We start from the raw sequence: 20388 nt of genomic DNA, 5'->3' as shown, positions 1-20388 counted from the left end.
GCACCCGGTCCCCGCGCTAACCGCTGTTACAAGAGCGTGGCGCAATACGGACAACACCGCCCGTATGCACAGGCGTTCGGGTGCCGGAAACCCCTGGTCCGCCGGGCACGGACCAGGGGTTACGGCCTCCGGGGCACGCGTTCTGTAACGGTTACCGCGCGCTCCGGCTCTGGCCAGAGCTGCGGCCGCAGGGGTGACGGCTCAGCGCGGGCCGGCCGCCGCGTCGCACGCCTGTCCGCGCAGCGCCCGCGCCAGGTCGTCGCGCTCCTCCAGGACCAGCCGGCGCAGCGCGGGCGCGGCCTGCCCGTGCGCGGCGAGCCACGCGTCCGCGGCCTCCAGCGTCTGCCGCGAGTCGCGCAGCGAGGGGAAGAGACCGCGCACCACGACCACGCCGATCTGGATCGAACGCTCCCGCCACACGCGCTCGATCTCGGCGAAGTACTTCTCGGTGTACGGCGCCAGCAGCTCGCGCTGCGAGGGCCGGACGAAGCCCGCGATGGTCGCCTCCACCAGCGCGTTCGACAGCGAGTCCGACTCCACGACCCGCTCCCACGCCGCCGCCTTCACCGCGGCCGAGGGGCGCGCGGCCAGGCAGCGCACATGGTGCCGCTCCCCGGAGGCGGTGTCGTCCCGGGCCAGCTCCTCGTCGAGGCGCTGCTCGCCGGCCGCCCCGTGGGTGGCCAGCGGCTCCAGGAACGCCCAGCGCAGCTCCTGGTCCACGGCGAGACCGGGGATCTCCTCGGTGCCGTCCAGTAGGCCCGCCAGCAGGTCGAGGTCGCCCGGGTCCGACGCCAGCGAGGCGAAGAACCGCGCCCAGGCGAGCTGGTGCTCGCTGCCCGGCTCGGCCTGCCGCAGCTCGGCCAGCGCGCCCTCGGCCAGCGCCCGCGCACCGCTCGGGCGCCACGCGGGCGCCGCGTAGTGCACCAGCGCCGACTCCGCCCAGGCGTGCAGCATCTGGAGCACGCCGATGTCCGTCTCGCGGCCCGCGAAGCGCAGCACCAGGTCCACGAAGTCACGGGCCGGCAGCAGCGCGTCCCGGGTCAGGTTCCACAGCGCCGACCAGCACAGCGCGCGGGCGAGCGGGTCGGTCAGCGCGGCCAGGTGCTCGCGCAGCGTGGCCAGCGACGTCTCGTCGAAGCGGATCTTGCAGTAGGTGAGGTCGTCGTCGTTGACCAGCACCAGCTCGGGCGCGTTCTGCCCGGCCAGCTCCGCCACCAGCGTGCGGGGGCCGTCCACGTCCACCTCGGCGCGCGCGTACCGCTCCAGCGCGCCGACCTCCGAGCGCCGGTACAGGCCGATGGCCACCCGGTGCGGGCGCAGCTCGGGATACGCCTCCACGGCCTCCTGCACCACCGCCAGCTCGGCGACGCGCCCCTCGGCGTCCAGGATCACCTGCGGGGTCAGCGTGTTGACGCCCGCCGTCTGTAGCCAGGACCGCGCCCAGGCGCCCATGTCCCGGCCGCTGGTCTCCTCCAGCACCGCCAGCAGGTCGCCCAGGCGGGTGTTGCCGTAGGCGTGCCGCTTGAAGTAGCGGCGGGCGCCCTCCAGGAACGCGTCCCGGCCCACGTACGCCACCAGCTGCTTGAGGACGCTGGCGCCCTTGGCGTAGGTGATGCCGTCGAAGTTCAGCTTGGCGTCCTGGAGGTCGCGGATGTCCGCGGTGACCGGGTGCGTGGACGGCAGCTGGTCGGCGCGGTACGCCCACGCCTTGCGCCGGTTGGCGAAGGTGATCCAGCCGTCGGCGAAGCGGGTCGCGCCCACCAGCGAGAAGGAGCCCATGAAGTCCGCGAAGGACTCCTTCAGCCACAGGTCGTCCCACCACTCCATGGTGACCAGGTCGCCGAACCACATGTGCGCCATCTCGTGCAGGATGACGTTGGCCCGCGCCTCGTAGGACGCCTGCGTCACCTTGCCGCGGAAGATGTACTCCTCGCGGAAGGTCACCAGGCCCGGGTTCTCCATCGCGCCGAGGTTGTACTCGGGCACGAACGCCTGGTCGTACTTGCCGAACGGGTACGGGTAGTCGAAATGCTCGTGGAAGAAGTCCAGGCCCTGCTTGGTGACCAGGAAGACGTCGTCGGCGTCGAAGTGCTTGGCGAGCCCCTTGCGGCACAGCGCGCCCAGCGGGATCTCCAGCCGCGTCCCGTCCGGCAGCTCCCGCTCGTAGGAGTCGGTGACGTAGTGGTACGGGCCCGCGACCACGCAGGTGATGTACGTGGAGATCGGCTTGGTCTCCGCGAACCGCCACACTCCCTCCTGCTCCGTGCCGGCGCCGTTGCTCCACACCGTCCACTCCTCGGGCGCCCGCACCTCGAAGCGGTAGGGCGCCTTGAGGTCGGGCTGCTCGAAGTTGGCGAAGACACGGCGCGCGTCGGCCGGCTCGTACTGGGTGTAGAGGTAGACCTCGCCGTCCTCCGGGTCGACGAAGCGGTGCAGGCCCTCGCCGGTGCGCGAGTAGGCGCACTGCGCGTCCACGACCAGTTCGTTGTCGGCGGCCAGGTCCTCCAGGGCGATCCGCGTGCCGTCGAAGACCTCGCTGGGGTCGAGGTCCTTGCCGTTGAGGGAGACGGCGGTGACGCTCGGCGCGATCAGGTCCGCGAAGCTGGACGCGCCGGGCTCGTTGCACCGGAACCGGATCGTGGTGACCGACCGGAACGTCAGCGGCCCCTCGCCCTCTGTGTCGCCGACCGCCGACCGCACGTCGAGGGACACCTCGTACCCGTCGACGGACAGCAGGGCGGCCCGCTCCCGGGCCTCGTCGCGGGACAGATTCTCACCGGGCACTGACGGCACTCCCTCAGATGTGTTCAAGATGCGGACAGCACCGATCCTGCCATGCGGTCCTGTTGCGCGACATTGGGGAATGCCCTGCGTGACGATCGATGTTGCCCGAGACGAGGGCCCCCGTCGGGCCCGCCCCGTACGCGCACACCCCGTACCGAGGAGAGCCATGTCCCAGACCGCCCCCGAGGCGACCCCCTCCGGCAGGACCCCCGTCGACTTCTGGTTCGACCCGCTGTGCCCGTGGGCCTGGATGACCTCCCGGTGGGTGCTGGAGGTGCAGAAGCAGCGCGACATCGAGGTCCGCTGGCACATCATGAGCCTGGCCGTGCTCAACGAGCCCCGGATCGACGAGCTGCCCGAGGAGTACCGCGAGCTGCTCACCACCAAGGCGTGGGCACCGGTCAAGGTGGTGACCGCGGCCTGGCAGAAGCACGGCGAGGATGTCCTCGGCCCGCTCTACACCGCGCTCGGCACCCGCTTCCACAACCGGGGCGAGGGCCCCACCCGCGAGGCCATCGCGGGCGCGCTGGCGGACGCGGGCCTGCCCGCCGACCTGATCGACTACGCCGACCAGGAGGACTTCGAGTTCGACGCCGAACTGCGCGCCTCCCACAAGGAGGGCATCGACAAGGTCGGCCAGGAGGTCGGCACCCCGGTCATCGCGCTGCCCGGCCCGGACGGCCGGCAGCTCGCCTTCTTCGGCCCGGTCGTCACCCCGGCCCCGAAGGGCGAGGACGCGCTGCGCCTGTGGGACGGCACCATCGCGGTCGCCTCGGTGCCCGGCTTCTACGAGATCAAGCGGACCCGCACCGAGGGGCCGGACTTCAGCAACCTGTAGTCAGAAGCGACCTGTGGTCAGAAGCGGCCTGTGGTCAGGGGCCGCCGCCCGACGGGAGAACCCCCGCGAGTCATGTCCTCGCGGGGGTCTCCTTCATTCCGCCCGCCCGCGCGAAAGGTGAGAAGACGATCACGAGGGGGGACGATCCGGGGTGCGCGGTCAGGGCGCGAGGAGCAGGACGTTGGTGCGTTCCTTGGCGGCGGCGTAGCGCCTGGCGACGTCCTGCCAGTTGACGACGGCCCACATGGCGTCGATGAAGTCGACCTTCTGGTTCTTGTACTGGAGGTAGAAGGCGTGCTCCCAGGCGTCGAAGACGAGGATGGGGGTGGAGCCCTGTCCGACGTTGCCCTGGTGGTCGTAGACCTGTTCGACGACGAGGCGTCCGCTGAGGGGTTCGTAGGCCAGGACGCCCCAGCCGGAGCCCTGGGTGGTGGCCGCGGCCTTGGTGAGCTGGGCCTTGAACCCGGCGAAGGAGCCGAAGGACTCGGTGATCGCGTCGGCCAGCTCGCCCACGCCGTCCTGGGCCAGCGGCTCGCCGCCGCCGTCGCCCGTCATGTTCTGCCAGTAGATCGAGTGCAGGATGTGTCCGGACAGATGGAAGGCCAGGTTCTTCTCCAGGCCGTTGATCGAGCCCCAGGTCTCCTTGTCACGCGCCTCGGCGAGCTGCTCCAGCGTGTCGTTGGCGCCCTTCACATAGGCCGCGTGGTGCTTGTCGTGGTGCAGCTCGATGATCTCGGGGCTGATGACCGGCGCGAGCGCCGAGTAGTCGTACGGCAGTTCAGGCAGCGTGTAGACGGGCATGACAGGTCCCCTCCGACCATTATTGCAAAGGGCTTGCAACTACAAACTACCAACAACAGTGCGGGCGCGAGCAACAGGAAGGCCCCCACGTGTCCCGTGGGGGCCTTGCGGTGAGCGGAACCGGTACCGGTGTGTGTCAGTCGCGGGCGCGGGCGCGCTGCCAGGCGTACCCGGCCGCCGCCAGCACCAGGGCCATCGCGCCCGTCGAGTAGAGCTGCACCCGGGTGCCGGGCTGCCGGGCCATCAGGACGAAGATCGCCGCCATGCCCGCCAGGGCCACCCAGGTGAGCCAGGGGAAGGCCCACATCCGCACGGCAAGCCGGTCCGGTGCCTCCCGCTCCAGCCGTCGCCGCAGCCGCAGCTGCGCGGCGGCGATGAAGATCCAGACGACCAGGATCACCGCGCCGATCATGTTCAGCAGCCAGGGGAAGACGTCGTCGGGCCGCCAGTAGCTGAGCAGCACACAGCCGAACCCGAAGACGCTCGACACCGCGACCGCGGTCCGCGGCACCCCGCTCGGGGCCTTCGCCAGCACCCTGGGGCCCTGGCCGCGCCCCACCAGCGAGTACGCGATGCGCGACGATCCGTAGATGTTGGCGTTCATCGCGCTGAGCAGCGCCACCAGGACGACCACGTTCATCAGCTGCCCGGCACCCGGTATGCCCAGGTGGTCCAGCGTGGCCACGTAGGGCCCCTTGTCGACGACCTCCGGCGCGTCCCACGGGACCAGGGTGACGATGACGGCCATCGAGCCGATGTAGAAGAGGGCGATACGCCACATGGAGGTGCGCACCGCGCTCGCCACGCCCCGCACCGGGTCCCGCGACTCGGCCGCCGCGATGGTGACCGTCTCCAGGCCGCCGTAGGCGAACACGGAGGCGAGCAGGCCGACGATCAGCCCCTGGCCGCCGTGCGGCAGGAAGTCGCCCAGATGCGAGGTGCCCGGCGAGTCGGTGCCCGGCAGCGCGCCCGCGACGGCCAGCACGCCCAGCACCAGGAACAGGCTGATGGCGCCGACCTTCAGCGCCGCGAACCAGAACTCGAACTCGCCGAAGTTCTTCACCGCGGCCAGGTTCGTCCCGCAGAACACCACCATGAACAGGGCCACCCACAGCCACTGCGGGGTGCCCGGCAGCCAGCCCGTCACGATCTTCGCGGCGCCCATGCCCTCCAGGCCGACCGCCGTGCACAGCAGCACCCAGAACGACCAGCCCGCGGTGAAGCCCGCCCAGGGCCCGAACGCCCGTTCGGCATGCGCGGAGAAAGACCCCGAGGAGGGATACGCGGCCGACATCTCGCCGAGCATCCGCATCACCAGCATCACGAGGACACCGGAGACGGCGTAGGCGACGACGATCGACGGCCCGGCGGCGGCGATACCCGCCCCGGAGCCGACGAACAGCCCGGCGCCGATCACCCCGCCGAGGGCGATCATCGACAGATGGCGCTGCTTGAGGCCATGGCTCAGAGAAGCCTCGCCCGACTGCTCCGTGGGGGGAGCGGGGGAGGCGGTGGTGCGGTGGGGCATGAACACGCTCATCCAGTGGGGGGAGGGGCGAAAGTGCCCACAGTGTGGGCAGCCCGTCCGCTCAGGGCGAGGAGCTGCCCACTATCCGGACGTGTGTCCTACGGTACGTGAACGCCGGGTTACGCGGCGACGGCGGCCGGACGGGGGTCCCCTGCCCGAGCGGAGGCGAGAGCCTGGGGGAGGGTGCGCCCGGACCACGGGGCGCGCGGTGCGGTACCGGATCGGGGTGAACTGCGCGCGCCGGGTGGCCTCCTCCTCGTCGACCGCCTCCTCGGGCACGGCGTAGTCGTAGTCGTTGGTGTGCTCGGCCCACAGCGTGTCGGCCGGCCGGCGCAGCGGCTCGGGCAGGTCGCGGCAGGCCGCCGCGGCGTTCGCGATCAGCGTCTCGCCCCTGTACGGCGGGACCGTGATGCCCCGCAGCGTGCTGGCCCGCGGCGGGTTGAGCACGAACGTGACGTCGGTGTGCCAGTGGCCGGCGCGGCCCTGCTCGCTGTCCACGGGCGGCACGTTCGGGGCGCCCTCGACGGCCGGCTCGCTCGGATGGACGGTGGTGAGGCCGCTGAAGCGGCGGGCGAACGTCTCCTGACCCGCGTCGTCCGGGCGCACGTCGTCGAAGACGAGCGCCTTGTGCGTGTTCAGGGCCTCGCGCAGCGCGGCGACGGTCCGCGCGCCGAGCGGCCGGGCGAGTCTGACGCCGCCGACCCGGGCGCCGATGCGGGCGGTGACCTTGAGGATCCCGATGGACATGATCAGGTCCTTTCGGAGGGCGGCCCGCCGCGGGACCGGCCGCGGGACGGGGGCCGGACAGACGGCGGTCAGACGGCGGTCAGGGCGCTGGACCGGGCGGGGGCCAGGTGCTGGTTGGCGGGCCGCGGCAGGCCGTAGCGCTCCCGCAGGGTCTGCCGCGGCCCGTACCCGGAGCGCAGCAGCCCGCGGGCGCGCAGCAGCGGCACGACGTGCTCGACGAAGGCGTCGAGACCGGACGGCAGCACCGCGGGCATGATGTTGAACCCGTCGGCGGCGCCCTCGGTGAACCACGTGCCGATCGCGTCCGCGACCTGCTCGGGCGTCCCCGCGAAGGTCAGATGGCCGCGCCCGCCGCCGAGCCTGCCGATCAGCTGCCGCACGGTCAGCCGCTCGCCGCGGGCCAGCTCCACCACGAGCGTGTACCGGCTCTTGGCGCCCTCGACGGCCGACTCCGGCGGCAGGTCGGCGGGCAGCTCGCGGTCCAGGTGCAGCGTGCCCGGCTCCAGCCGCAGCAGGTTCTCCAGGCGGAGTCGGCCGTGCTCGGGCACGATGTGCTCGTCCAGGACCTGCTCCGCCGCCCGCGCCTCCGCCTCGGTCGACCCGAGCACCGGCACGATGCCGGGCAGCACCTTCAGCAGCTCCGGGTCGCGGCCCGCCCGCCGGGTGAGCCGCTTCAGATCGGCGTAGAACGCCCGCGCGCCCGCCAGCGACTGCTGCGCGGTGAACACCGCCTCCGCGTACCGCGCCGCGAACGCCTTGCCGTCGGCGGAGGAGCCCGCCTGCACCAGCAGCGGGTAACCCTGCGGGGAGCGGGGCACGTTGAGCGCGCCCGCCACCTTGAAGTACGACCCCTCGTGCCGGGCCGGATGGATCTTCGCGTCGTCGCCCCACACCCCGGCCGCCTTGTCGGCGACGATCGTGTCGTCCTCCCAGCTGTCCCACAGCTTGCGCACCACGTCCACGAACTCGGCGGCCCGCGCGTACCGTTCGGCGTGCGCGGGCTCCGCGTCCAGACCGAAGTTGCGGGCCGCCTCGGCACCGGCGGTGGTGACGATGTTCCAGCCCGCCCGGCCGCCGCTGACGATGTCCAGCGAGGCGAACCTGCGCGCCAGGTTGTAGGGGGAGTTGTAGGAGGTCGACGCGGTGGCGATCAGACCGATGTGCTCGGTGGCGGTGGCCAGCGCGGTGAGCAGGGTGAGCGGTTCCAGGGCGCCCGCGGGCCGCTGCGCGACCGTGTTCCACAGCTGCGGACCGTCCGCCAGGAACAGCGAGTCGAAGGTGCCGCGCTCTGCGGTCCGGGCCAGTTGCGTGTAGTGCGCCAGGTCGACGTGCGCGTACGGGTCGCTCTCCGGCAGCCGCCACGACGCCTCGTGGTGGCCGGTGTTCATCAGGAACGCGTTGAGGTGCAGCGTGCGCGGGCCGGGGCCGGTGCTGCCGGGTGCGGGGGTGCGGATGGTCATGCGGGGTCCTCCGTGACGCCCAGGGCGGTGAGCAGCCGCTCCCGGTACGCGCCGAGCAGCGGGTCCCGGTACGAGCGCGGATGCGGGCGGTCGATGGTCAGGTCGAGGCCGATACGGCCCTTGTCGAGGACGAGGACACGGTCGGCGAGCACGATCGCCTCGTCCACGTCGTGGGTGACGAGCAGCACCGAGGGCCGGTGGCGCTGCCACAGCCGGCGCAGCAGCGCGTGCATCCGGATCCGGGTGAGGGCGTCCAGCGCGCCGAACGGCTCGTCGGCCAGCAGCAGTTCGGGTTCGCTGACCAGGGAGCGGGCCAGTGCCGCGCGCTGCGCCTCACCGCCCGACAGCTCGCTCGGCCAGGCCCGCTCGCGGCCCGCGAGGCCCACCTCGGCGAGGGCGGCCCGGCCGCGTACGGCGGCGTCCTTGCCGCCCGCGCCGAGCAGGACGTTGTCCAGCACCCGCCGCCAGGGCAGCAGCCGGGAGTCCTGGAAGACCACGGACACCCGCTCCGGCGCCCGCAGCCCACCGCTGCCGGCCACCTGGTGGTCCAGGCCCGCCACGGCCCGCAGCAGGGTGCTCTTGCCGGAGCCGCTGTGCCCGAGCAGCGCGGTGAACTGCCCGGCCGGCAGGCTGAGGTCGATGCCGTCGAGCACCGTACGGCCCTCGAACGACCGGGTCAGGGAGCGCAGTTCCACCGGGGCGGGGGCGGCGGGGGCGGCGGTCAGCTGCTCAGTGTGCGGCGCCACGACAGCACCCTCCGTTCGATCAGGCGGACCACGCTGTCGGAGACCAGGCCGAAGACGCCGTAGATCAGCAGACCGACCAGGATCACGTCCGTCTGGCCGTAGTTCTGCGCCTGGAACATCAGATAGCCGAGGCCGCTGGTGGCGTTGATCTGCTCCAGCACCACCAGGCCCAGCCAGGACCCGGTGACCCCGAGGCGCAGGCCGACGAAGAAGCCGGGCAGCGCGCCGGGCACGACGATCTGCCGTACGAACGCCCACCGGGACAGGCCCTGCACCTCGGCCAGCTCCACATAGCGGCTGTCGATGCCGGACAGCGCGGCGTGCGTGTTCAGATAGACCGGGATGTAGACGACGATCGCGATGATCGCGACCTTGAAGGTCTCGCCGATGCCCAGCCACAGGATGAACAGCGGGATCAGCCCCAGGGTGGGGACGGCGCGGTTGAGGTTGACGGTCCCGTCGATCAGCGCCTCGCCGGTCCGGGTGAGCCCGGCGGCGAGCGCCAGCAGCACCCCGCCGGTCAGACCGAGCGCGAAGCCGTAGGCGGCCCGGCGCAGCGAGGTCAGCACATCGGTGGGCAGCGTCCCCTCGGTCCACAGGTGACCGGCGGTGCGCAGCACCGTCCAGGGCGCCGGGACCGCGCCCGGGTCGAGCCGCCCGGCGGCGGAGGCCGCGGCCCACAGGACCAGGACGAGGAGGGGACCGGCCAGCCGGGCGGCGGGCAGCCGCCGGCCGGGAGTCAGCGGGCGCGGCCGACGGGGACGCCGGGTGCGCGGCGCCGGACCCCCGGGGGCCGGCCCCGCCGGTCCTGCGGAGACCCGGGCGTCCGGGGTGTCGGGGATGCCGGAGGTGTCCGAAGGCGTGGTGGAGGGGGTGGCCGAGGTCGTCACCGCGCTCACCTCCGGTACTCGGCCGGTACGGCACGGGCCGCGAGCGCCTCGAAGCGCCGGTCGAACAGCGAGCCGACCTCGAACCGCTTCACGAACCCGCCCTCCGCGAGCAGATCCGCCGTCTCCTGCTCCCACCTGACCGCCTCGTCCCAGCTCGGCGGGAACAGCGGCTTGTTGGCGAGCCGCGTGACCGCCTCGGCCTGCGCCAGGGACAGATTCTGCGTCTTCACGTAGAACTCCCGGTTCCACTCGTCCGGGTGCTCCCACTGCCACACCTGGCCCCGGGCCCAGTGCGGTATGTACGCGGCGATCGCGGCGGCCTTCGCCCGGTCGGCCAGCACCGTGGCGGGCGCCCACAGCAGATTGAGCAGGTCGACGACGTCGGTGGGCATGGTGCGCGCGCCCTTGGACCCGTACTGCTTCAGATAGGCGGGCGCCTGGCTGTTGCCGAGCGGGGCCACGTCCACCTGGCCGGATTGGAGGGCGGTGAGGAACTGGTTGCTGGTGAGCGGCACCAGCCGGACGTCGTCGTGGGCGAGGCCCGCCTCCTTCAGCGCCCGCAGCAGCACCACCCCCTGCGCCTGCCCCTGGGAGAAGGCGAGCTTGCGCCCCTCGAAGTCCGCGGTCGTGCGGATACCGCTGCCGGGCTTGGTGGCGAACAGGTAATTCGGCTTGCGGGTCAGGCCGATCGCGACGATCCGCGCGTCGTAGCCCTGGTAGTGCGCCTGGATCGGCGGAATGCCCGCGTTGGTGGCGACGTCCAGGGAGCGCGCGCGGAAGGCGTTGATGACATCCGGTCCGGCGCCGATGTTCAGCCAGTCCGACACGGTGAACGGCAGCTTCCCCAGTTTCCCCAGCCGGAACTGGAGTTGCTGGGTCTCCTGGTACGAGGCGATCTTCAGGCTGGTGCCCGGCGGCACCGTACCGGCGAGCGGGGCGGACAGGTCGGCGGACGACCCGGAGGCGGCGGCACTCGATCCGGCGCAGCCGCTCAGTCCCGTCGCCGCGACGGCGGCACCGAGCAGGGAGGAGAGGAGCAGGCGCCGGTCGGGGCCGGACACCGGTACGGAAGGCATGGCGGAACTCCACGGTTTCACGGGGGCGGCAGACATGCGGGATTCCGGGCGGCGGCCTGTGCGGCGGGCGGCAGGCACGGGCAACACGGAGGGAATTCACACACGACGGGAACGAGTGCCGGAAGCACATGGGATCGGGTGCGGGAAGCACACGGGATCGAGTGCGGGAAGCACACAGGGATCGAGTGCGGAAAGCACACGGGAAGAACCGGAGGGAAAGCGCTCCGGGGCGCGTCAACGGGTCAGCAACAAAGAGTGCGACAGCTCGTGAGCGGGCTCATGGGGAAATGCTCCCGTTCTCGCGCAACCCCTGTCAACATTCGGAGTTTCTGAATTAATGAACGTCGTGTGACACGGCCAGCGGATCCCGGTACAGCACGTCCAGGGCCACCGCGCCGCCCGCCACCGCGAGCACGGAGTCCGTGAATCCGGTGGGCACCACCGCCTGCGCCCGCCGCGCCCCGACCGCCTCCCGCAGCGCCGCCAGACAGTCCGCCCGGTACATCGCGCCGACCTCGGTGACCACCACGGTCTCCGGGTTGAGCACGTCCAGCAGCAGCCCCGCCGCCCGCCCGGTCAGCCGCGACCGCTCCACCAGCAGCCGTACGGCCGCCGGGTCACCCGCCCCGGCCGCGGCGAGCACGCGCATCGGGTTCACCCCGGCGGCCACCCCGGCCGCCCGCGCCCGCCGGCACAGGGTCCGCTCGCTCAACTCCGCCTGGAGGCAGCCGGTCCGCCCGCACGCGCAGGGCTCCGTACCGCCCGGCAGCGGCAGATGGGCGATCGCTCCCGCCTGCGACCGGGGCCCGTGGTGCACCTCGTCGTTGGTGGCGAAGGCCGCGTCGACCACATTGCCGACGAACAGCTTCAGCACGCTCCGGCTGCCGCGCGCCCGCCCGAACAGCCGCTCCGCGTTGACCAGCGCCCGCGCGTGCCCGTCCACATGCACCGGCAGCCCCGTACGGGCGCGCAGCACGTCCCGCACCGGCACGTCCCGCCAGTGGAGCAGGGGGTGTTCGACGACGGTCCCGGAGTCCCGGTCCACCCAGCCGCCGGAGGCGAACCCGATCCCGAGGGGCCGTGCGCCGGGCACCTGGGCCAGCAGCGCAGCGAGCCCCTCGGCGGCGCGTTCGAGCACCTGGAGCGGCCCGGCACCGGCGTGCCCGGTCCGCCGCTCGGCGACGACCCGGCCGCGCAGGTCGAGCAGGGCCACCGTGGTGTACGGCACGGCCAGGTGCACCCCGCCGACCAGGAACCCGCGGCCGTCCAGTTCGACGGGCACATGCGGCCGGCCCGCGCCCCTGGACCGGGCGGGCACCGCGGCCTCGCGGATCAGCCCCAGCCCGGCGAGCCGGGCGCAGTGCTCCGACACGGAGGCCGGGGAGAGACCGGTCAGCCGGGCGATGGTGCTGCGGGCCACCGGTCCGTGCTCCAGCACCGAGCGCAGCACACCGCTGGCGCTGGTGCGGCGCCGGTCGGGATCGGCCACCCGGGAGGCCGCCGGCGCGGGAGGCACGGGGCCGGGCGCGGGCCCGGGGAAGGACGTCCGGGTGGTTGCCGCGGCGGCTCGGGGCATGAGGAAGCTCCTGGCGGGATGAGGGGGGAGGGGGCCGGCACTGCACCGTCTGCGAGGAGAAGCGGGGCGGACCGGTCTCCCGCCCCTACCGGGAGCGGCGACAGGTGGCCGTGCCCTGGCGTCGCAGGTCGACATAGCGACGCGACGAGAAGTACCGGGCCTGGGCAACCACGTGTTCGAAGCTAGCGCAACGCCCCACCGCTGCCCAGACCGCGACCGACGGGCGAGACGACGACCGGGGGCCGGGGGCCGGGCGGGGGGAGGAGGAGAAGAGGGGGACCGGAGCACGCGCCGGGCCGCGGGCCGCGCCGGGCCGCGGGCCGTGTCGGGGAGGCCACGCCCGCTCAGTGACCGGTGTCACGTCGGGCCGCTTGCCCCCGCCGTTCTTTGTGCGGAGCCGACCAAGCCCGCGTTCCAGCCTTTGTCGAGCGCGGACGGTGATCGGTTCGAGCACGCTGGGATAGCGTCACGGTGTTCCCGACTGTCCTCACCCCGCGGAGTCCCCATGAGCACCGCTGCCGTTCCTGCCCGCACCGGCCAGGTCCTCGCCGACCTCCTGCCCGCCTCCCGCGTCCGGGACGCCGCTCTCGTGCTCGGCGGCGCCGCGCTCACCGGGATCGCCGCCCAGATCGCCGTCCCCGTGCCCGGCTCCCCGGTGCCGGTGACCGGCCAGACCTTCGCCGCGCTGCTGGTCGGCACCGCGCTCGGCGCCCGCCGCGGTCTGCTCTCCCTGATGCTGTACGCGGTCGCCGGTGTCGCGGGCATGCCGTGGTTCGCGGAGGGCGGCTCGGGCGCGGGCGCCCCCTCCTTCGGCTACGTCCTCGGCATGCTGCTCGCCTCCGCCGCCGTCGGCGCGCTGGCCCGCCGCGGCGCGGACCGCGACGTGTGGCGCATGGCCGGCACGATGCTCCTGGGCGAGGCGGTCATCTACGCCGTCGGCGTGCCCTACCTGGCCCTGGCCACCGGCATGTCCGCCTCCGCCGCCGTCGCGGCCGGCCTGACCCCGTTCCTGATCGGCGACGGCCTGAAGGCCGCCCTGGCGATGGGCGCGCTGCCCACCGCCTGGAAGTTCGCCGGCAAGCGCTGACCCGCCCGCGCGGCGAAGCCCGCGAGCGAGCGCACAAGAGCGGAGGGAGCCTCTCGGGGCCCCCTCCGCTCTCGCGTTCCCCCGCCCGCCGCAGGCGGACCCGCGGGGCGGTCAGCCGGCCGGGACCTGCTCGGCCCCGCCCGCGCCGTCCGCGCTCTCGTCGGTGGCGGCGGTGTCAGCGGCCGTACCGGCCACGGCCGCCCGCCGGTGCCCGCCCAGCCGCTCCCTGGCCACGGCGATCACCAGCACGACCGCCGCCACCAGCAGCGACAGCAGTACGGTCTCGCGGCCGTCGTGCTCGGTGTCGGTGAGCATGTAGCCCAGGACGAAGACGATCACGGCCGCCGCGGCCCAGGTCAGATACGGGTACAGCCACATCCGCACGACCAGCTTCTCCGGCGCCTCCCGCTGGATGATCTTCCGCATGCGCAGCTGGGAGAAGCAGATCACCAGCCACACGAACAGGGCGACCGCACCGGAGGAGTTGACGAGGAAGAGGAAGACGGAGTCCGGGAACTTGTAGTTGAAGAAGACGGCCACGAAGCCGAAGGCGACCGAGACGAGGATCGCGGTCCGCGGCACCCCGCGCCCGGTGGTGCGGGCGAACGCCCTCGGCGCGTCCCCGCGCTCGCCGAGCGAGAAGGCCATGCGGGAGGCGGTGTAGAGGCCGGAGTTGAGACAGGACAGCACCGAGGTCAGCACGATGAAGTTCATGATCTGACCGGCGTGCGCGATACCGAGGGAGTCCAGGGCGGCGACGTAGGAGCCCTTGTCGGCGATCGACTTGGCGTCCCAGGGGATGAGGGAGACGACGACGAGGATCGAGCCGAGGTAGAAGACGGCGATGCGCCAGATGATGCTGTTGGTCGACTTGGTGACCGCGCGCTGCGGGTCCTCGGACTCACCGGCCGCCAGGGTGGCGATCTCGCTGCCCATGAAGGAGAAGACGACGAGCAGCACACCGGTGAGGATCGAACCGGGGCCGTGCGGCAGGAAGCCGCCGTGGCCGGTGAGGTTGCCGAAGGACGCCTGGTCGGCGTGGACGCCCGGCAGCACGCCGAAGATGGCCAGCAGGCCGACGACGATGAACGCGCCGATCGCCACGACCTTGATCCCGGCGAACCAGAACTCGAACTCGCCGTAGGAGCCGACGGAGACCAGGTTGGTGGCGGTGAGCACCAGCATCACGATCAGCGCCCAGCCCCACTGGGGCACGGCGGGCACCCAGCCGGAGAGGATCTTCGCGCCCGCCGTGGCCTCGACGGCGAGCACGACGACCCAGAAGAACCAGTACAGCCAGCCGATGGAGAACCCGGCCCAGCGCCCGAGCGCCCGGTCGGCGTGCGCGGAGAAGGAGCCGGAGGCGGGGTTGGCGGCGGACATCTCGCCGAGCATGCGCATCACGAGGACGACGAGGGTGCCGACGAGGGCGTAGGAGAGGAGGATGCCGGGGCCGGCGGTGGCGATTCCGGAACTGGAGCCGACGAAGAGGCCGGCGCCGATGACGCCGCCGATCGCGATCATCGACAGATGTCGGTTCTTGAGTCCGGCCTGGAGCCCGGAACCGGGTCCGTCCGGGGTGGGGTGGCCGCTTCCAGCCTGCTGCAGGGTCGGCTGCGAGGTCATGGGGATTCCTTTTGCGCCGGGTGAGCGTTTTCCCGTACGAGCGGCGTACGAGTCGGTTCAGTGAATCGGAGGCAAAGGAATTCGTGAACCTTCGAAACGTAATCGTTACTTGAGGTTTCTTTGAGGTTCGCAGTCCGCCCTGCATTTCTTCCGTGCATATCCCGGACACAATGCGGGCACGCCGCGGGCACGATCCGGGCGGCGGGGCGGGCTCGACCCGAGCCGCCCGCCCGGGATCCGCCGTGTCACACTCGGACCATGCGCGTGTATCTCGGCTCGGACCATGCGGGCTTCGAACTCAAGAACCACCTCGTCGAATGGCTCAAGGAGGCGGGCCACGAGCCCGTCGACTGCGGACCGCACCTCTATGACGCCCAGGACGACTACCCGCCCTTCTGCCTCCGCGCCGCCGAGCGCACGGCGGGCGACCCGGACGCCCTCGGCATCGTGATCGGCGGCTCCGGCAACGGCGAGCAGATCGCCGCCAACAAGGTCAAGGGCGTCCGGGCCGCCCTCGCCTGGAGCGAGGAGACCGCGTCCCTCGGCCGCCAGCACAACAACGCCAACGTCGTCGCGGTCGGCGCGCGCATGCACTCGACCGAGGACGCGACGAAGTTCGTCGAGACCTTCCTCGCCACCCCCTTCTCCGGTGACGAACGCCACATCCGCCGCATCGACATGCTCTCGGCCTACGAGACCACAGGCGACCTGCCCCCGATCCCGCCCCACCACCCGCAGCAGTAGCGTCCGGACACCCGCCCCCCGACAGGCCGACCGGGGCTGCCCCCTCGGAAGGGGCGGGACCGGCCTCCCCAGGCGTCCCAGAGCCTGTCCTCCCCGGGGCGGCTTCCCGAGGATGTCCTCTCCGGGTGCCCCCCTCGGTGTCCTCCCCGGGGCCGCAGGGGGCGGAGGATGGAGAGCTTCAGGTACTCCCTGCTCATCGTGTCCTCCCCGGGGGCGCAGGGGGCGGAGCCCCCGCCGGGGGCCGGGGCGGAGCCCCGGGGCGGGTGACTTCTCGACTCACCGAGACGGGTGGGTGGGTGGGAAAGGACGGGGTCCGGGGCAAAGCCCCGCATGGGCGCCCGTCCCCACCCCGACCACCCCCACCGCGCCCCGCGACAACTCACCCACGCCCACGAAAGGAACCCGCACCGTGCCGGAAGGGCACACCATCCACCGCCTGGCACAGGACTACGCCGCCCGCTTCGCCGACGGCACCCCCACCCACGTGACCAGCCCCCAGGGCAAGTTCTCCGCCGCCGCGACCCTGCTCACCCCAGCGGAGCTGACCCGCACCGAGGCCCACGGCAAGCACCTCTTCCTCCGCTTCCGCACCGCCGACTGGGTCCACATCCACCTCGGCCTCTTCGGCAAGGTCACCTTCGGCGACGCCCCCGCGCCCCCGCCCACGGACACCGTCCGCCTCCGCCTCGCCAACGCCACCGCGTACGTCGACCTGCGCGGCCCCACCACCTGCGCCCTGATCACCGAGCCCGAGAAGCAGGCGATACACGACCGCCTCGGCCCCGACCCGCTGCGCCCCGACGCCGACCCGGCCGCCGCCTACGCCCGGGTGCGCCGCAGCCGTACGACGATCGCCGCCCTGCTGATGGACCAGAAGGTCATCGCGGGCGTGGGCAACGTCTACCGCGCCGAGGTCCTCTTCCGGCACGGCATCGACCCGTACCGGCCGGGCAAGGACATCACCCCCGCCGAGTGGGACGCGATCTGGACCGACCTCGTCGCCCTCATGCGCGAGGGCGTCCGCAACAACCGCATCGACACGGTCCGCCCCGAGCACACCCCCGAGGCCATGGGCCGCCCGCCGCGCGTCGACGACCACGGCGGCGAGGTCTACGTCTACCGCCGGGCCACCCTGCCCTGCCACATCTGCGCGACCGAGATCCGCACCGCCGACCTGGCCGCGCGCAACCTCTTCTGGTGCCCCGCCTGCCAGCAGCGCTGACCGCCGCTCCGCCCGCCGCCGCCCCGCCCCCACCCCGGGGCAGGCGACGGGAACGTACCGGCCGGTCCGGTCCTAGAACCCGTGCGGCAGCCAGGGCGCGACCGCCGAGCCGAACCCCACGGCCGCCTCCGCCAGCGCCCCGCCGCGCAGCTCCCGTACCCGCCCGGCCGCGGCCAGCGCGGTCAGCGGCACCCCACCGAGATACGCCGCCCCCAGCTCCCGTACGGACAGCGCGAGATCGGCGGCGTCCGACGTGCGCTCGCACACCGCGCCCTTCGCGTCCCCGCTCAGCCGCCACCGCCCGGCGTTCCACCCGCAGAAGGCGTCCTCCACCTCCAGGACCACGTCCACCGGCGCCTGGTACGTCCGCGCGGCCAGCGCCGCCCCGACGTCGACGAGGCGTACGTACAGCGAGTCCCGCTGCCGCGTCCGGCACCGCCGGATGTCGCTCACCAGGTACTGCCAGGCGTCGTCGACCGGCCGGTTCCGCAGCGACAGCCGCGACGTCAGGTCGATGTCGAACAGGAACCGCCACAGCGCCGCGTCGGACAGCGGATCGAGCGCGCCCAGCTCGGCGAGTTCCACCGTGCCCTCGGGCCCGCCGTCCTCCCAGACCGGCCTGACCCGGTACCGGGCGTACCCGGTGACCTCCCCGCCGCGCTCGGCGAGCACGCACTGCAACGGCGAGGCGCCCCCGCGCAGGCTCTCCACGTCGAGCAGCCCGAGCCGTTCCCAGCCCGGCCGCCGGGCCAGCATCCCGGGCCGGCCGGACACCAGCCGCGCGTACACCGCCTCGCACGCGTCGACCGCGTCGGCGGGCTCCGCGTACCGCAGCCGTACGCCGTCCGTGCCGTCCGGGACGGACAGCCCGGCCCGGCCGGTGTCGATGTCGGCGCGCAGCTGGAAGCTCGCCGCGCCGTACCCGAACCGGCCGTAGATCCCGGGCTCGGAGGCCGTCAGCAGGGCCAGCGGCTCGCCCGAGGACCGCACGTCGTCCAACTGGCGCCGCATCATCGACGTCAGCAGTCCGCGCCGCCGGTGCGTGGCGGCCACGCCGACCATGGTCACTCCCGCGGCCGGCACCGCGGCGCCGCCGGGCACGGTGACCCGGAAGCTGAACGCCCCCGCCGTGGCCACGCACGTGTCCCCGTCCCAGACGCCCAGCGAACGGCCGCACTCGGTCAGGGTGCGGTAGAGGTCCCTCTCCTCGCCCGGCTCCGGGACACCGCCGAAGGCGCGGATCAGGTTGTCGTACCACGTGTCCCACTCGTCGGGCCGCAGCACCCTCAGCTCGGTCGCAAGATCGGTTGCCATGTGCCATCCCTACCAGCACCCCACGGCCCGGTCGAAACAATTTTGCCGGGGGTGGCGACGCGGAGGCTTCCTGTGAAGTTCACTGTGAAGTCGAGCCCCGGACGGGGGATAAGTCGGACCTCCCGTGCCAACCGGCGGGTCCGATGGATAGGGTCCCGAACTAATGGCAGCAGAACGAGGGCGGCGCGCGGAAGCCGAGACGTTCACGGCCCGGTTGAAGATGCAGTGGCACCGGGCCCGCGTCGGCGTGCGCCGAGCCGCCGTCGACTACTTCCGCGGCGACGGCTCGGACTGGATCGCGCTGGGCGGTCTGCTGGTGACCATTCCCGTGATCGCCGCGCTGACGCTCGTCGACTCGGTGTGGTTCTCGCCGGTCGCGCTCGTCCTGCCCATCGTCGCCGGCGGCCTCCTGCTGCGCCCGGCCAGCCTGCTCGGCCTGTACGCGGCGGCGGCCACGGCCCTCATCGTGGAGTCCGTCCGGCTCGGCCCGTACACCGAGGGCCCCTCACGGGTGACACCGGGCGTGGTGCTGGTGGTCGCCGCCTGCGGCTTCTTCGGCCTGCTGATCGCACAGTTCCGCAGCCGCGTCGGCGTGCCCTGGCGGCGCGGCGGCACCATGCTCTTCGACCTGCGCGAACGCATCCGCGTACAGAGCCAGCTGCCCCGGCTGCCCGGTACCTGGCACCACGAGATGGCGCTGCGCCCCGCCGGCGGCCAGTCCTTCTCCGGTGACTTCGTCGTCGCCGCCCGTACCAACGGCGGCCGCACCCTGGAGGTCGTCCTCACCGACGTCTCCGGCAAGGGCATGGACGCGGGCTCGCGGGCGCTGCTGCTCTCCGGGGCGTTCGGCGGTCTGCTCGGCAGCCTGCCCCCGCACGCCTTCCTGCCCGCCGCCAACGGCTATCTGCTCCGCCAGGACTGGGAGGAGGGCTTCGCCACCTCCATCCACCTCGTCCTCGATCTGGACTCCGGCGACTACGAGCTGTACTCCGCGGGCCACCCGCCGGGCCTCCAGCTCAGCGCGGGCACCGGCCGCTGGGAGGAGAAGGCCGCCGAGGGGCCCCTGCTCGGCGTGTACGACGGCGCCCAGTTCGACTCGGTCAAGGGCTCCCTGCGCCCCGGCGACGTCCTGATGCTCTTCACCGACGGCCTGGTGGAGACCGCCGAGCGCGACATCGCCGAGGGCATCGACCGCCTCACCGGCGAGGCCGACCGCTATGTCGCCGGCGGCTTCCACGGCGCCGCCTGGCATCTGATCGAGGCGGTGGCCAAGGACGTCAACGACGACCGCGCGCTCCTGCTGATCTGCCGCGAGGGCCCGACCGCCACCGCCCGCTGAAGTCCGGCCACCCTGGCCGGTATGTGATGCATCTGTGGATGTTCCGACCCCGGATTGCACCCGCGATCCGGCAGTTGGTAGAGATGGGACGGCTATGTCGTGACTCCGGGACCCGGACGTCGACGGTCCACGGCCCTGGACATCCGTCATGTCTCGTACATCTCGAATGTCCAGATGTTCGGAAGTTCTGATGGGGGAGGCGAGTTCGGCGTGAAGTTCGATATGGGTACGCAGACGTTGTCGACGTTGACGCGTGATTCGCGTGGGTCGAGTGATGATCTGGGGTCGTTGATCCGTCAGTTGGTGCAGGCGGTGGAGCCGTTGGAGGGGAAGTTCAACGGTACGGGGCGGCGGATGTTCGATGAGTTCAAGGGGCGGGCGGACGGGATCGCGCGTGAGTTGAATGCGTCGTTGTCGGCGATTGTGGGTGGTCAGTCGGGGATGGACGGTGCGTTCTCGTCGGGTGATCAGGAGCAGGGTGACAATGCGCGGCATCACATGGGTGCGGCGAATTTCGATGCGGCGCGGTTCCGCTGATCCGTCCGGGTCGTTCGGGTCGTTCGTGTCGTTGGTGTTGTCTGTTCTGTTGTTTTTCTGTTTCACGGGGAGT

General features: G+C 72.4%; 16 protein-coding genes and 1 pseudogene. 6 read left to right on the top strand and 11 right to left on the bottom strand.

What is annotated here, in order from left to right; translation table 11 throughout:
- Nucleotides 1–201 precede the first annotated feature (201 nt).
- Nucleotides 202–2784 carry an aminopeptidase N gene (gene pepN / locus A8713_RS10450; protein WP_064533168.1) on the bottom strand — a complete coding sequence of 861 codons (2583 nt, stop codon included), beginning with the start codon at nucleotides 2782–2784 and terminating at the stop codon, nucleotides 202–204.
- A gap of 166 nt (nucleotides 2785–2950) precedes the next feature.
- Between pepN and A8713_RS10445 the strand changes: the two genes are divergently transcribed.
- The gene (locus A8713_RS10445; RefSeq protein WP_064533167.1) at nucleotides 2951–3622 is read left to right on the top strand and encodes a mycothiol-dependent nitroreductase Rv2466c family protein; all 672 of its coding nucleotides are present in this window, start codon (nucleotides 2951–2953) and stop codon (nucleotides 3620–3622) included.
- Between the two features lie 159 nt (nucleotides 3623–3781).
- On the opposite strand, the gene A8713_RS10440 is transcribed toward A8713_RS10445, so the two are convergent.
- From A8713_RS10440 to A8713_RS10405, 8 genes and pseudogenes are all read right to left on the bottom strand, one after another.
- Nucleotides 3782–4423, bottom strand: coding sequence for a superoxide dismutase (locus A8713_RS10440; protein ID WP_064533166.1), 642 nt, complete (start codon nucleotides 4421–4423; stop codon nucleotides 3782–3784).
- Between the two features lie 136 nt (nucleotides 4424–4559).
- The gene (locus tag A8713_RS10435; RefSeq protein ID WP_064533165.1) at nucleotides 4560–5951 is read right to left on the bottom strand and encodes an amino acid permease; all 1392 of its coding nucleotides are present in this window, start codon (nucleotides 5949–5951) and stop codon (nucleotides 4560–4562) included.
- A gap of 165 nt (nucleotides 5952–6116) precedes the next feature.
- A pseudogene (locus tag A8713_RS10430) lies at nucleotides 6117–6698 on the bottom strand (TauD/TfdA dioxygenase family protein); the annotation flags it as partial.
- Nucleotides 6699–6766: 68 nt separating this feature from the next.
- Nucleotides 6767–8158 (bottom strand): LLM class flavin-dependent oxidoreductase, encoded by a 1392-nt coding sequence (locus A8713_RS10425; protein ID WP_064533164.1) that lies wholly within the window; start codon nucleotides 8156–8158, stop codon nucleotides 6767–6769.
- Nucleotides 8155–8904: an ABC transporter ATP-binding protein gene (locus A8713_RS10420; RefSeq protein ID WP_064533163.1), complete on the bottom strand. Its 750-nt coding sequence runs from the start codon at nucleotides 8902–8904 to the stop codon at nucleotides 8155–8157. Before A8713_RS10420 ends, A8713_RS10425 begins: the two co-directional genes overlap by 4 nt.
- Nucleotides 8880–9794, bottom strand: a complete 915-nt coding sequence (locus A8713_RS10415) for an ABC transporter permease (RefSeq protein ID WP_443069706.1) — start codon at nucleotides 9792–9794, stop codon at nucleotides 8880–8882. Before A8713_RS10415 ends, A8713_RS10420 begins: the two co-directional genes overlap by 25 nt.
- A 5-nt stretch (nucleotides 9795–9799) precedes the next feature.
- The gene (locus A8713_RS10410; RefSeq protein WP_064533161.1) at nucleotides 9800–10870 is read right to left on the bottom strand and encodes an ABC transporter substrate-binding protein; all 1071 of its coding nucleotides are present in this window, start codon (nucleotides 10868–10870) and stop codon (nucleotides 9800–9802) included.
- A 334-nt stretch (nucleotides 10871–11204) separates the two neighbouring features.
- A complete protein-coding gene (locus tag A8713_RS10405) occupies nucleotides 11205–12446 on the bottom strand; it encodes an ROK family transcriptional regulator (protein WP_064533160.1) in 1242 nt (413 codons plus the stop codon).
- A 505-nt stretch (nucleotides 12447–12951) separates the two neighbouring features.
- Between A8713_RS10405 and A8713_RS10400 the strand changes: the two genes are divergently transcribed.
- Nucleotides 12952–13533 (top strand): biotin transporter BioY, encoded by a 582-nt coding sequence (locus A8713_RS10400; RefSeq protein ID WP_064533159.1) that lies wholly within the window; start codon nucleotides 12952–12954, stop codon nucleotides 13531–13533.
- A gap of 111 nt (nucleotides 13534–13644) precedes the next feature.
- On the opposite strand, the gene A8713_RS10395 is transcribed toward A8713_RS10400, so the two are convergent.
- A complete protein-coding gene (locus A8713_RS10395; protein WP_064533158.1) occupies nucleotides 13645–15159 on the bottom strand; it encodes an amino acid permease in 1515 nt (504 codons plus the stop codon).
- 258 nt (nucleotides 15160–15417) lie between these two features.
- On the opposite strand from A8713_RS10395, the gene A8713_RS10390 reads away from it, so the two are divergent.
- Entirely contained in the window at nucleotides 15418–15903 is a 486-nt protein-coding gene (locus tag A8713_RS10390; protein ID WP_064533157.1) for a ribose-5-phosphate isomerase, read from the top strand.
- A 409-nt stretch (nucleotides 15904–16312) separates the two neighbouring features.
- Entirely contained in the window at nucleotides 16313–17125 is an 813-nt protein-coding gene (locus tag A8713_RS10385) for an Fpg/Nei family DNA glycosylase (RefSeq protein ID WP_064533156.1), read from the top strand.
- 72 nt (nucleotides 17126–17197) lie between these two features.
- Here the strand turns inward: A8713_RS10385 and A8713_RS10380 are convergent, their stop codons facing one another.
- Nucleotides 17198–18439 (bottom strand): GNAT family N-acetyltransferase, encoded by a 1242-nt coding sequence (locus A8713_RS10380; protein ID WP_064533155.1) that lies wholly within the window; start codon nucleotides 18437–18439, stop codon nucleotides 17198–17200.
- 163 nt (nucleotides 18440–18602) lie between these two features.
- On the opposite strand from A8713_RS10380, the gene A8713_RS10375 reads away from it, so the two are divergent.
- Both A8713_RS10375 and A8713_RS10370 read left to right on the top strand, forming a co-directional pair.
- Nucleotides 18603–19778, top strand: coding sequence for a PP2C family protein-serine/threonine phosphatase (locus A8713_RS10375; RefSeq protein ID WP_064533154.1), 1176 nt, complete (start codon nucleotides 18603–18605; stop codon nucleotides 19776–19778).
- A gap of 210 nt (nucleotides 19779–19988) precedes the next feature.
- Entirely contained in the window at nucleotides 19989–20315 is a 327-nt protein-coding gene (locus A8713_RS10370) for a hypothetical protein (protein WP_064533153.1), read from the top strand.
- The last annotated feature ends 73 nt before the right edge of the window (nucleotides 20316–20388 follow it).

Source organism: Streptomyces sp. SAT1, from assembly GCF_001654495.1.
Lineage (GTDB): Bacteria > Actinomycetota > Actinomycetes > Streptomycetales > Streptomycetaceae > Streptomyces > Streptomyces andamanensis.
This window is presented reverse-complemented; position numbering and strand designations above follow the sequence as displayed.